Source organism: Rhodothermales bacterium (assembly GCA_039944855.1).
Lineage (GTDB): Bacteria > Bacteroidota > Rhodothermia > Rhodothermales > JANQRZ01 > JBBSMX01.
Genome location: JBDUXZ010000020.1, coordinates 479,226 through 491,657, shown reverse-complemented (window position 1 = coordinate 491,657; position 12,432 = coordinate 479,226). Strand labels below are relative to the sequence as shown.

Below are 12,432 nucleotides of genomic sequence, written 5' to 3'. Positions count from 1 at the left end.
CGTGTCCGGGCACTGCCGCTGATCGCAGAGGTCGGTGGCGACGACGCGGACGAACGTGTTCTGCGTGAAGTTGATGAGGCGGTAGCGGAACGTCGCCGTCATCGCACCCGGCGTGAAGTTGCTCTCGACGAGCTCGAGGTTCACCATCGGGTTGCCACGGGTATCTTCGAGCTCGATGTCGATCGTGGCGATGCCGGTGTCGTCGGTGATGTCGATCACGATAAAGCGATCGCTCTCGAAGGAGTAGCGGATCTGCGGCGGGCCCTCATCGACTGCGCAGATGTCGCTCCCGCAGAGCTCTTTGCCCCGGCTGTCGCGCCCGCCTACGATCTCGAAGTCGGCTACGCCGTTGGGGTCCTTCGCCTTCGGCTGCGTCTGCTCGGTGAGCCCGGCTGTGATGGGGGCGGAGCAGCTCGTGTGGATCTCGGCGAGTTGGACGCCACCGGCGAAGAGCAGAATCTTCGGACCGATCCGATCCTCCCCGATCGTCGAAGCGAAGACGGTGAAGATCTGGCCCGTCACCAGCTGACCCTCGAAGAGGATGTCGCCGTTGCTGACCTTGTGGTCGTAGACGGTGACGTACGCGTCCGGCCCGAGGTAGCGCAGCGTGAGCTCGCCAATCCGGTTGGCGTCGTTTTCGCCGAACCCACACTCGACGCAGTCTTCACCCGGCGGGGGCGGGGGCGGGGGCGGCGGGATGTCGCAGTACTCATCGCCGTTCTTGTCGCGCCCGCTTACGACGGTGAAGTCCACCACGCCGTTGGGGTCCTTCCCTTTCTCCTGGTTCGCCTCCGTCGTCCCGATCCCGAGCACGTCGGAGCAGCTCGTGTGGATCTCGGCGATGAACGCGCCGTCGAGGTAGAAACCCACCTTCGAGCCGAGGTCGTCCTCGCCGAGCGTGGCGGCGTCGATCGTGAAGGTGTCGCCGGGCTCGAGGTACCCGCTGAAGAGGAGCTCGTCTGCCTCGACCTTGTTGCTGCGGTAGACGGTCACGACGCCGGCGTCGCCGGAGTAGTCGAGCACCAGCAGCGCGGCCTTCTCGCCGTCGTCCTCGCCGAACCCGCACTCGACGCAGTCACCGCCCGGCGGCGGGGGCGGCGGGGGCGGGATGTCGCAGAGGTCGTTGCCGTCGCCGTCCTTCCCGCTGAGCACGGTGAAGTCCACGACGCCGTTGGGGTCCTCCCCCTTCGGCTGGTTCGCCTCCGTCGTCCCGAAGCCCACCGGCGACGAGCACGACGTGTGGATCTCGGCGATCTTGTGGCCGTCGCTCGTCCCGCCGCGGTAGAAGCCGACCTTCGACGAGAACTCGTCCTTCCCGATCGTCGACGCCGCAATCGTGAAGGTGTCGCCGGGGCTGAGGTAGCCCTCGAAGAGCAGGTCGCTCGAGCGCACTTTGTCGTTGTTGTAGACGCGGACGACGCCGGCGGCGCCGCTGTACTCCAGCGTCAGCTCCGAGACCTTGTTGGCGTCGTCGGCGCCGAACCCGCACTCGACGCAGTCACCACCCGGCGGGGGCGGAGGCGGGGGCGGCGTTGATCCCGCACAGAACTGGACGTTCGAGATATCCGCCGTCTGCCCGGACGGGGTTTCGAGGTTCGCGTTCGTAAACGAGCCGGCGCGCGGGTTCGTGGTCGCGATCACCTCGCTATCCCGAGCGCCCTTCAACACGATGGCGCTCACGTCTGCCTGGGACGACCACGTCGCCGAGCGGGCGCTCCCGGAGAGGGTTACGATGTGCTGGTTCCCCGAAGGCTTCTCGAACACGTACCGAGAGCCGTTCCACTCGAACTTCGCGAGGAGGGAAGTCCCATCGGGACAACTAGGACCGCCGGCAGTCGCGGGCGCGGCCAACCCCGCGCCGAGCATGAGCAGTGCCAAGAAGCAGGAGTAGCGAGACAGCATCATCATGGTTCTCGATATGGTTGTAGATACAAAGCCCACGTAAGACTACCTCGCGCCCGCCCGGACCGCTTTCCAGCTACTACGGCTTCCCACCCTCCGACGACACGCACGGTCTGCTACAGAGGATAATTCCCCGAGGCGATTGGCGCTACCCGACGGAAAGAGTTTATGAGGAGTCACCTTTGGCGCACGCCCCTGTCATCCAAGTCCGTATGTGAAGCGCAGATAAGGCCGAATGATAGAAGCAGCGGACACGCCTGAATCCTGCAAAGAGGGGAGGTCGGCCCACCGGGAAGGAGGGAGTTAGGGGCGGAGGGGAAAGCGTAGGGTTCGCGTCTCTCTCCTGCGAAGAACATTCCACGAGCGGCGCCCCCACTCTAGGGAGGCTCGGCGCCTCGCTAGCGTTCCATGTTGGGACAAGTGAACCCTACCGCCCGCGTCCCACGGGAGGAGCAAAAGCCTCCGTCTCGCCCGACGTCCAGAAGCCCGCTCACGGACGCCGTCACGACTGGCGTCACGACTAGAACCACGGAGGGACACCGCGCTCGCTCGTGGCGAGGAGAGCCGCGGCCGCCTTCCCGTCGCGCGTGAGGTGGTACGTGCTGTCGCCGCGCGCCAAGATGCCGTTCGTCCCGAGCCGGCCGCGCTCGATCCGATCCGCCACCCACACCACCTCCGGCGCATCGACCGCCTCCTTCTGCCGGCTGACCTCGACGGGCACGCCCTCCTGGGTGAACCCGACGACCCACGCCCCGCTGCTGTCCGGTTCCGCCGAGCCCTCGGTCAGCCACGGGTAGCGGGCGAGGAGGTCGAGCGGGTATTCGCCCGGGATCGCGATGCGGTAGGCAAGGGGCCGGCTCCGAACAAACTCCAGAAACGAGAACTCCGGATTGAGGCCATGCACGCGGTAGAGCGCCTCCACATCGAGCCCGGCGAGGTTGCGGCCGAAGTAGATCCCGTGCGTGTTCCGGCTCCCGTAGAATGCGTTGAAGAAGGGCTGGAAGTGCGCGTTGAGGAGGAGGTTGACCTCGAGGTGGACGTGCGCCCGGTGGCGGGCCGTGCCGCGCCCGGTGTAGCCCAACCGCCCGAGCGGAGCACCGGCCGCGACCGAGTCTGCCGGGCTCACATCTACTCGTTCGAGGTGTGCGTAGAGGCTGTACACCGGCGCGCCGTCCCACGTGTGCTCGACGACGACGTACTGCCCGTATGACGAGTTGCTACGCCCCCGGTTGGCGTAGACGACGCGCCCGTCGGAGATTGCGCGAACAGTGTCGGCGGGCTCGCCGCGCGCGTCGAAGTAGAGGGGCTTGATGTCGAGGCCTTCGTGGGGGCGGGCGAAGATCATCCCGCGCGAGCCCTTCGCCGGGTTGCGGACGTAACCGTACTGCCCGCCTTCCCACCCGTACTCGCGGAGGCCCGGGATCTCGTCCAGATCGAGCGCGGCGTAGAAGGCACTTTTGTCGCGGAAGAGCGCGTCGTTCCCCGTCGGGAAGCGGAGATCGAGCGGCTCGCGGGCCGGGCCGATCTGGGCGCGGCGCGTTTCTGCGAGGGCTAGCGCCAATCCCGTCGTGTCCGGACGGGTCGCTACGGTATCAGAGGGGGAGCGGTCATCAGCGTGCTCCAGCTCACACCCTGCCGTGACGAGGAGCAGCAGCGCGAGGAGCGTCGGAAAGAAGCGGGGCATACAGAGGGGACGGGAGGCGGTCAGAGGGGAGGCGCTCTAACGGCGCGGTCGCCCCGCGGATTCCTCGTTCTGACCGATATCATCCCGATATCACAGGGCCCCGCCAGCTATCCGGCCAGCCAGCCGGCATAGAGCTCCGGCCGCCGGTCGCGCAGGAAGAGCCGCCGTGCGTGGGAGCGCTCCACCTCGGCTAGGTTGAGGTCGGCATAGAGGATCTCCTCGGTCCCCGTCCCCGCCCGCGCGATCACCTCTCCGGCCGGGTTACACACGAACGATTCGCCGGCGAACGTCAGCCGCTCCTCCGGCCCGACGCGGTTGCAGAGCGCCGTGAAGTAGCCGTTCTGGAATGCGGCCACGCGCATCTCCGCTTCGTAAAGCCCCTCGGGCCACTCCCCCACCGCCCCCGCCTGCGGCACCACGACGAGGTCGGCCCCGCCGAGCGTAAGCGCCCGCATCACCTCGGGGTAGTGCCGGTCGTAACAGATCGCCACGCCGACGCGGCCGACGGCGGTGTCGTAGACCGGCACGCCGCGATCGCCGGGGGTGTAGTAGCCCTGCTCGTGGAAGCCGTCGTAATCGGTGATGTGGATCATCCGCGTCACACCGAGGAGGGTCCCGTCCGCGTCGATCACCGGCGAGGCGTCGAACGTCCGGCTCGTCCCATCGGGCATGTCAACGCGCTCGAACAGGTTGAGGACGAGGACGACGCCGAGCTCCTTCGCGAGGGCGGCGAACGCTTCGATCGTCGGGCCGGGGATGGGCTCGGCGAGGGCGAGCGCTCCCGGTGTAGCTCGACGCTGCGGATAAAAGGGCTCGAACGCGAGCTCGGCGAAGCACACCAGATCGGCTCCGTCGGCCGCAGCACGACGAACAGACTCTAAACCTTTGTTTGTGTTAGCTTCACGACCGAAGGTGGCGCGCTGCTGGACGAGAGCGACTTTCATAACGATGGATCTAAAAGGCGAAGAGATAGGTTAGCCGTCTCGGATTGAGACACGTTCCTTACCTTGCACTCCCCCATGGTACTCCCCCCGTGCTCATTCATGCGCTCCCTCGTCACCGCCCTCGCGTTGCTGTGCACGGTTCCCGCTCTCGCGCAGCCGGCGGTGCCGGCAGACACGCCCCGCCGGCCCGTCGCGACGTACTCCATCGTCGCCCGTGACGCGGCGACGGGGCAACTCGGCGTCGCCGTGCAGTCGCACTGGTTCTCGGTCGGAAGCATCGTTCCATGGGCCGAGGCCGGCGTCGGAGCCGTCGCCACGCAGTCGTTCGTGGAGCCGGCGTACGGCCCACTCGGGCTGGAGTTGATGCGGATGGGCCGGAGCGCGCAGCAGGCCCTTGACGCGCTGACCTCGACGGACGAGGGCGAGGCCGTCCGGCAAGTCGCGTTCGTAGACGCGGACGGCAACGTCGCTGTCCACACCGGCAGCAACGCCATCGCGGCGGCGGGCCACCGCACCGGCGATGGCTACTCGGTGCAGGCGAACATGATGGAGAACGCGACGGTGTGGGACGCGATGGCCGAGGCCTACGAGCGCTCGGAGGGCGACCTCGCCGAGCGCCTCCTCGCCGCGCTCGAAGCCGCGCAGGCCGAGGGCGGCGACATCCGCGGGAAGCAGTCCGCCGCGCTCGTCGTCGTCCGCGCCGAATCGACCGGCAAGCCGTGGCTCGACCGGGTGTTCGACCTCCGCATCGAGGACCACCCCGAGCCGATCGCGGAGCTCCGGCGGCTCGTCGGACTCCAACGCGCGTACCAGCACCTCAACGCCGGCGACGAGCACGTCACCCAGGGCGACATCGAGGCCGCGATGGCCAGTTACGCGGCCGCGATGGAACTCGTACGTGACGAAACCACGAACGGAGAAGCCCCGTTCTGGGTGGGCATTACCCTTGCGAGTATAGGACGTGTTGAGGAGGCGTTGCCCTACCTCGCTCGCGCCTACGCACAAGACGTGCGGTGGGCCGAACTCGTCGCTCGCCTCCCCGCCGCCGGCCTCCTCCCTGACGACGCCGGTCTCCTCCAGAGGCTCGTTGTCCGGATGAAGGCACCCGAGGAATAACCGAGAGCGTTTATGGCCCCACGGTCCTTCCCCTCTGCTCCGCCCCACGGCCTGACTAATCATATGGGCCACCCCTTCCTGTTGCTCGCCATCTCGCGAGGTCCCCGATGAGTTCCTATCCCCGCCCCCTGTATAGAAGCACGAGAGTTCGCCATTTCGCCGCCGGTGCGATCGCGTCGTTCCTCCTGTTCTCCTTCCTCGTCGGCGTCATCGGCTGCGACCGCGACGGCATCGCGCAGGACACCGAGCGCCCCGGCGTCGACGTCGAAGTGGATGTCCGGCCGATGCCGTGCGACAGCACGATGTACAACGAGCAGCCGGTGGTCGAGCGGCGCGAGGTCGACCCGAGCGGCAACGTCCGCGTCCGCGTGACGGTCCGGACGAACAACTGCTGCTGCTGTTGTGGCAAGGACCAGTACTCCGGCTACGTCCCGCCCTCGCCGATCACCGGCACCGGGCCCTACCAGCCCGGCCCGCGCGGTCCCGCCGCGCCGCCTATCGCGGCACCGCCGACGGCGCTGCCGCCTATCGCCGGGCTCCCGCCGTTGCGCAGCACGCCGCCCGTAACCGGCGGCTTCCCCGGCGGCGTCCCGACGGACGTGCCCGCCCCGCTGCCGCCCATCGCAACGGCCAGCACGCCGTGGTGGCTCACGCTCGTCGCCGCGCCCCTCGCCTTCCTCGCCATCGACGACGGCGAAGACTTCCCCGAGGGGATCATCTGCGGCGACGACTCCGGCCTCCCGACAGGCCCGACGCGCCCGCGCTGCAACTGACGTTCGGCGCAGCGTCTACCGACGGCTCCCGCGTCAGTCGCGGTTGAGCCTCCACGCGGCGGCCACGTGCCGCAGGAGGGTGGACTCCATCGGGTGGACGGTGTGATCCGCCTCCGCCACGGCCCTGAGCGTCTCGTAGGCCCGTGCCCGGTCTTCCGGGCTGAGCGCACCGGCGAGGCGGTGGACGACGGTTTCTGCCCCTTCCACGCGCGTGTCGAGGTAGACCTTCGCCCCCTCTTTCACGATGCGGATGACCTCGTCGCCGCTGAGATGAGGCGCGAGGCCATGCAACCGATCCGAGAGCGTGTCCACTTCGCGCGGGTCGAGGTCGGCGTCGGCCCCGTGCGCGATCACGAGGGCGAGTAGGGTGAGGTCGATGAGGGCGTCCTCGGGGAACGTGTTGGGAGACGAGAGCATCAGGAGAGGCGCGGGTGGAGGGTCCCCCACGATAGGCATCCGGCCCCACATCCGCAACGCGAGAATGGTCGCCGCTGCCTTTCCGTGCGCCCCGCTCAGCGGACGACCGTAACGAGCCGCGTCTCGACGCCGCTGTCGGTGTCGAGCCGCACGAGGTACGAACCGGCGGCGAGACCGCCTGCATCCACCCGAGCTTCGTGTGAGCCTGCGGGAACCGCCGCGTCCACGAGGCGGAGCACCTCGCGCCCGAGCACGTCGTACACGACGAGCCGCGACGAGCCCGCCTCCGGCAGCGTGAACCGAACCGACGCATTCCTCCGGATCGGGTTTGGCGCGACGGTCAGTGTGAGGCCGGCCGCATCGGTGGGCACGGGCTCGCCGGCGGTCAGCAGCCCGAGATCGTAGACGAGCACTTCGCCGCTGGACTCTTCCGGGCTGCCGATGAACGCATGGGTGCTCGTGAGGCTCACCATCTCGTCCCGTGATGCGAGGTAGGATTCCGTCGGAAGGCGCGTTTCCTCCCACACCACTCCTTCTCTCTCGAAGAGATAGGCGTCATATCCCTGCTCGCTGGTCACGTCCCCATCTACCGTGAGCGCGTACCCCCCAGCACGCGCCACACCGTTCGGACGGATAGCTGCAACCAATGCTGATTCGACCTCCCATCCTGCGCCGCCCCTTTCTACCGGATAGACCGTCCTCCACGAGCCGACGACCGCGCCCTCGGCATCGGCCGCGAGCAGCGCCCCAAAGTAGGTTACGGGAGAAGGCGACGGGGCCGTAAGCTTCGCCGTTTGCGTCCACTCGCCTCCCGTCCGCTCGAACACGTAGACCGCCCCGCTCCGGTCCATCCCCGCCGCGTCGTTGCTGGGCGAGCCGACGAGGACGCTGTTCCCCGACACGGCAACGGCTCCCCCAAAATACTCGTTGACCTGCACGTCCGCATCGTCATTACGGAGTGTCGCCGTGCGGGTCCATACGCCGTCCACCTGCTCGAAGATGAAAGCCGCTCCACTGCTGTGGTCTTCGTCGGGATTCGAGGGGAGGCGCGTGCTGCCGGCGCCCACCACGACGAACCCGTCGCCCACCGCGACGCTCTCTCCGAACGCGTACGTGTGGGGCTGCTCGTCCGGTGCGTTGGGGATGCTCAGCTTAGCCTCCCGAACCCATTCCGATCCGTCGTACCGGTAGAGGTACGTAGCCCCGATTAGGAACGCGCCATTCTCATCCTGGCTGTACTCGCATTCCGCCCCAATGACGGCGAGATCGCCTCGAAGGTCCATCGCCCAGCCGAAGCAATCCTCCCGGCTGATGTAGTCGGCCCGCAAGCGGCCCTCGATGGCCCACGACCCGTCGGGCTGCAACTGGTAGACGAACACGGTGCCGTGGTGGTCGGCCCTCTCGGCGGCCCCACGTGGCTCCTCCGGGGGTGGGGTGTACGGAGGCGGCCACACGCGGGCCCCGACGAGGAGGCGGTCGGCGTCGGCGTCCACGGTCCAGCCGTAGACCGCGATGCTGTCGGCGTCGGCCGGCGCGCGCAGCGTGTCGGGCAGGGGTTGCGCCGCGACGGCGGCGGTGACGAGCAGCGCGAGGAGCGGAGCGTAGCGAAGGGCCATGAGTCGGAGAGGCACGCCTGGCAGGGACGGGAGTATCCCCAACCTAAAGGCGCTGGGCGTACTACAATAGGGTAGAACGCCGCCCCCGACCTCAGAGCGCCGCGCCGATGGCCGCGAACCCGATGACGGCGACCGACGCGGCGAGGAGCGCGTACGGAAGCTGCGTGCGGACGTGCGAAATGTGGTCCGTCGCGGCGGCGAGGCTGGAGACGATCGTCGTGTCGGAGATGGGCGAGGCGTGGTCCCCGAAGATGCCGCCGGAGAGGGCGGCGGCGAGGAACGGCGCGGCCGGGAGCCCGAGCGACGCTGCCGCCGGGACGGCAATCGGAATCATGATCGCGAATGTCCCCCAGCTCGTTCCGGTGGAGAACGCGATGAACGCCCCCGTGAGGAAGACGAGTGGCAAAAGCGCCGCCGGCGGTAGCAGGCCCGCCACGACTTGCGCCACGTAGAGCCCCGTCCCCAACTCGCGCGCGACGCCGCCGAGCGCGAGCGCGAGCAGGAGCACGAGCGCCATCCCGAGCATCCCACCGCCGCCGCGCAGCCCGGTCTTCGTCAACTCGTCCACGTCCAGCCCACCCTGCGCGAGCATCAGTACCCACGCCGTCCCCAGCCCCGCGAGCACGGCCCAGAGCACGCTCGTCGAGCCGCTGCCGGCGAGGAGGTCGCCGCCGCCGGTGATCCAGAGGCCGAGCGGCATCGTCGCCACCATCACGCCGAGCGGGAGGAGCATGTTGAGCGGGCGCGGCTCGATCTTCATCGTCGGCGGGGGCACGAGGGCCTCCTCGTCCAGCATCGGCGTGGCGCCCTCGTCGAAGAGCAGGCCGTCGTCGGCGCGGTGCTCGGCGCGGCGCATCGGGCCCCACGCCCAGCCCGTGACGGCGACGAACGCGGCGAGCGAGACGGCGGCGAGGGCGTAGAGGTTTTGCGGGATCGCGGTGATGAAGAGCCGCAGCGGTTCCTCGACGCCCTGATCGGCGAGAAGGACGAGGACGTATGCGCCCCACGCATTCAGCGGGATGAGGACGCAGATCGCCGCGCTCGTCGAGTCGATGAGGTAGGCCAGCATCTCGCGGCTGTGGCGGTGCCGGTCGAAGAGTGGGCGGGCGACGGCCCCGGCCACGAGGACCGTGATGTTCGACTCGATGAAGATCACGACGCCGACGAGGAAGGCGAGCACGCGCGCGCCGCGCCCGCCTGTCACGAGCCCGCGCCGCTCGATCCACGCCACGAACCCGCGTACGCCGCCCGACGCCTCGACGGTGGCGATGAGCGCGCCGATGACGAGCGTGAACAGGATGACCTTCGCGTTCCCCGCATCGCCGAGCACGGCGACGAGCGCTTCGATACTCGCGCCGAGCCCGGCGAGCGGGTTCCACCCATTCAGCACCGTCCACCCGAGCCAGACGCCGGCGGCGAGCGAGAGGTAGACCTGCCGCGTCCAGATCGCCAGAATGATGGCGAGGAGCGGGGGCAGGAGCGAGATCCACGTCGGGTCGGGCATCGGGCGTCGGGAAAGGGGCGGGGGCGACGGCGGAGATTACGACCGGGCGCGGACACGCGGCGGGATTACGGCTGTGTGAATGGCGCGTGCGGGGTTGGCACCCGGAGCCTGCGCCGCGCATATTCCCTCCCTCCGCTCTCAACCCACGCCCGCATGAGCCCCTCCGACCGCGTCCGCGGCATCTACACCAACCGCACGCTCAACCTCCGCTCGATCAAAGCGATCGGGTACGACATGGACTACACCCTCATCCACTACCACGCGCGGGCGTGGGAGGAGCGGGCGTACGGCTACATCAAAGAGCGGCTGCTGGCGCGCGGCTGGCCCGTCGAGGAGCTCACGTTCCAGCCCGACCTCGTGATGCGCGGGCTCATCATCGACAAGGCGCTCGGCAACGTCGTCAAGGCCAACCGCTTCGGCTACATCAAAAAGGCATTCCACGGAACGGAGCCGCTCGAGCACCACGCGATGCGCGAGGTCTACACCCGGACGCTCGTGGACCTCGCCGAGCCGCGCTGGCTCTTCATGAACACGCTCTTCTCGCTCTCCGAGGCGAGCATGTACATGCAGCTCGTGGACCTCCTCGACGCCGACGTGATCGAGGCCAAGCTGAGCTACTCGGAGCTGTACGAACTCATCCGCGGCGCGCTCGACGAGGCGCACATGGAGGGCCGGCTCAAGGGCGAGATCATCGAGGACCCTGCCCGCTTCGTCGCGCTCGACAAGGAGACGCCGCTGACGCTGCTCGACCAGAAGGAGTCGGGGAAGAAGATCCTCCTCATCACGAACTCCGAGTGGGCCTTCGCCGCCCCGATGCTGGCGTACTCCTTCGACCCGTTCCTGCCCGACGGCATGACGTGGCGTGACCTCTTCGACCTCGCGATCGTCGGCTCGCGCAAGCCGGCGTTCTTCACCCAGCGCATGCCGGCCTTCGAGATCGTCAGCGACGACGGCCTGCTGCGCGAGCACTACGGCCCGCTCAAACCCGGGCGCGTCTACGTCGGCGGGAACGCCGCGCTCGTCGAGGCCAGCCTCGGGCTCAAGGGGGAGGACCTGCTCTATGTCGGCGACCACCTCTTCACGGACGTGAACATCTCGAAGAGCGTACTCCGCTGGCGGACGGCGCTGATCCTCCGCGAGCTCGAAGAGGAGCTCGACGCGCTCGAAAGCTTCGAGGCGACGCAGGAGCGGCTCGCAGCGATGATGGAGAAGAAGGTCCAGATGGAGGCCGAGTACTCGGCGTACCGGCTCGCGCTCCAGCGCACCCGCAACGGCTACACCGCCGAGGCGCGCTCCGCCGCCGAGATCGAGGCTGACATGGCGAAGCACCGCGCCAAGCTCCTCGCGCTCGACGAGGAGATCGGCCCGCTCGCTCGGGCGTCGGCCACGCTCCACAACCCGAACTGGGGCCTGATGATGCGCACCGGTAACGACAAGAGCCACCTCGCCCGGCAGGTCGAGCGCTACGCCGACGTCTACACCGGCCGCGTCTCGAACTTCCTCCACGCCACGCCCTACGCTTACCTCCGCTCCCACCGCGGCTCCCTCCCCCACGACGAGGCGTGACGCCGCGCTAGCGGGCGAGCACCACGCGCCGCGCGAGCGTCGTCCCGGCCGTCTGGAGGCGGTAGACGTAGAGCCCACTCGCGAGACCCCGCGCGTCGAATCGGGCCTCGTGGCGCCCTGCCGGCAGACGGCCATCGACGAGCACGGCCACCTCGCGCCCGAGCACGTCGTACACGCTCAGCCGCACCGGGCCGGGCTCGGCCACGCCGAACGCGAGCGCCGTGGACCGGGCGAACGGGTTCGGGTAGGCCGGGTCCAGCGCCACGGTCGTCGCCGGCGACGGGCTCTCCGCGCCGGTCGCACCGCCCGTCCCCAGCGCCACGTTGTCCAGCGACCCCGTCTCGGCGCCGAAACGGTACTCGGCGCGGATGCGGAGGGTGGCGAGGTCGGCCAGCACCGCCTGCATCTGCTCGGTGGTGGCCGCCGTCCCGTCGAGCAGCCACGGCCCGGCCGAGAGCGGCACGGCGTAGCGCTGCCACTCAGGCAGGGGGAGGACCACGTCTTCAGAGAAGCGATAGCGCAGCGTCGTCCCGTCGCCCGCGATGAGCACGACATCGTCTTCGCTGCGCACGGAACCAGCAGGCGCGAGGCGTAGGTCGAACCGGAGCGAATCCCCGTAGGCAGCGCCCTTGTCGCCGAGGAATTTCCCCGGTGCCTGCCAGTACCAGAACACCCCCGTCCCCCGGTCCTGCGCCTCCACGTGGCCGCCGGGATTCCCTCCCTCCTCCACCCAGACGAAGTCGCGGGCGTCGTTGAACGTGGTCCAGCAGTCCACGTCGGCGTCGAACGTGCTGACGGGAGCCGCTTGCGGAGTGTCACAGTCCTGGGCGAATACGGCCGGTACAGCGAGGAGTCCGAAGGCGAGACAGAAGGCGTATCGAAAGGAGCACATGGCGATACAACGTTTTAG

General features: G+C 68.6%; 10 protein-coding genes. 3 read left to right on the top strand and 7 right to left on the bottom strand.

Features of this window, described 5'->3' with window-relative positions:
* The 3 genes from ABJF88_11120 to ABJF88_11110 all read right to left on the bottom strand — a co-directional run.
* Positions 1–1,908, bottom strand: a 1,908-nt coding sequence (locus tag ABJF88_11120) for a hypothetical protein (protein MEP0547474.1), incomplete at its 3' end; no start/stop codon positions are given.
* Positions 1,909–2,422: 514 nt separating this feature from the next.
* Positions 2,423–3,586: a M23 family metallopeptidase gene (locus ABJF88_11115; GenBank protein ID MEP0547473.1), complete on the bottom strand. Its 1,164-nt coding sequence runs from the start codon at positions 3,584–3,586 to the stop codon at positions 2,423–2,425.
* Between the two features lie 107 nt (positions 3,587–3,693).
* The gene (locus ABJF88_11110; GenBank protein ID MEP0547472.1) at positions 3,694–4,530 is read right to left on the bottom strand and encodes a nitrilase-related carbon-nitrogen hydrolase; all 837 of its coding nucleotides are present in this window, start codon (positions 4,528–4,530) and stop codon (positions 3,694–3,696) included.
* Between the two features lie 99 nt (positions 4,531–4,629).
* On the opposite strand from ABJF88_11110, the gene ABJF88_11105 reads away from it, so the two are divergent.
* Both ABJF88_11105 and ABJF88_11100 read left to right on the top strand, forming a co-directional pair.
* Positions 4,630–5,646: a DUF1028 domain-containing protein gene (locus ABJF88_11105; GenBank protein ID MEP0547471.1), complete on the top strand. Its 1,017-nt coding sequence runs from the start codon at positions 4,630–4,632 to the stop codon at positions 5,644–5,646.
* A 107-nt stretch (positions 5,647–5,753) separates the two neighbouring features.
* Positions 5,754–6,419, top strand: coding sequence for a hypothetical protein (locus ABJF88_11100; protein MEP0547470.1), 666 nt, complete (start codon positions 5,754–5,756; stop codon positions 6,417–6,419).
* 33 nt (positions 6,420–6,452) lie between these two features.
* Here ABJF88_11100 and ABJF88_11095 read toward each other — a convergent pair whose 3' ends face one another.
* The 3 genes from ABJF88_11095 to ABJF88_11085 form a co-directional block, all read right to left on the bottom strand.
* Complete coding sequence (locus ABJF88_11095) at positions 6,453–6,836, bottom strand: TerB family tellurite resistance protein (GenBank protein MEP0547469.1); 384 nt, start codon at positions 6,834–6,836, stop codon at positions 6,453–6,455.
* 95 nt (positions 6,837–6,931) lie between these two features.
* Complete coding sequence (locus tag ABJF88_11090; protein MEP0547468.1) at positions 6,932–8,467, bottom strand: T9SS type A sorting domain-containing protein; 1,536 nt, start codon at positions 8,465–8,467, stop codon at positions 6,932–6,934.
* A 76-nt stretch (positions 8,468–8,543) separates the two neighbouring features.
* Positions 8,544–9,956 (bottom strand): Na+/H+ antiporter NhaC family protein, encoded by a 1,413-nt coding sequence (locus tag ABJF88_11085; protein MEP0547467.1) that lies wholly within the window; start codon positions 9,954–9,956, stop codon positions 8,544–8,546.
* Positions 9,957–10,109: 153 nt separating this feature from the next.
* Here ABJF88_11085 and ABJF88_11080 point away from each other — a divergent pair, with 153 nt between their 5' ends.
* Positions 10,110–11,522 (top strand): HAD-IG family 5'-nucleotidase, encoded by a 1,413-nt coding sequence (locus ABJF88_11080; GenBank protein MEP0547466.1) that lies wholly within the window; start codon positions 10,110–10,112, stop codon positions 11,520–11,522.
* A gap of 7 nt (positions 11,523–11,529) precedes the next feature.
* Here ABJF88_11080 and ABJF88_11075 read toward each other — a convergent pair whose 3' ends face one another.
* Complete coding sequence (locus tag ABJF88_11075; GenBank protein MEP0547465.1) at positions 11,530–12,414, bottom strand: laminin B domain-containing protein; 885 nt, start codon at positions 12,412–12,414, stop codon at positions 11,530–11,532.
* Positions 12,415–12,432 lie beyond the last annotated feature (18 nt).

Coding starts and splice junctions, on each gene's coding strand:
- ABJF88_11115 (MEP0547473.1), bottom strand. CDS start 3,586: ATGCCCCGCTTCTTTCCGACGCTCCTCGCGCTGCTGCTCCTCGTCACG.
- ABJF88_11110 (MEP0547472.1), bottom strand. CDS start 4,530: ATGAAAGTCGCTCTCGTCCAGCAGCGCGCCACCTTCGGTCGTGAAGCT.
- ABJF88_11105 (MEP0547471.1), top strand. CDS start 4,630: ATGCGCTCCCTCGTCACCGCCCTCGCGTTGCTGTGCACGGTTCCCGCT.
- ABJF88_11100 (MEP0547470.1), top strand. CDS start 5,754: ATGAGTTCCTATCCCCGCCCCCTGTATAGAAGCACGAGAGTTCGCCAT.
- ABJF88_11095 (MEP0547469.1), bottom strand. CDS start 6,836: ATGCTCTCGTCTCCCAACACGTTCCCCGAGGACGCCCTCATCGACCTC.
- ABJF88_11085 (MEP0547467.1), bottom strand. CDS start 9,956: ATGCCCGACCCGACGTGGATCTCGCTCCTGCCCCCGCTCCTCGCCATC.
- ABJF88_11080 (MEP0547466.1), top strand. CDS start 10,110: ATGAGCCCCTCCGACCGCGTCCGCGGCATCTACACCAACCGCACGCTC.
- ABJF88_11075 (MEP0547465.1), bottom strand. CDS start 12,414: ATGTGCTCCTTTCGATACGCCTTCTGTCTCGCCTTCGGACTCCTCGCT.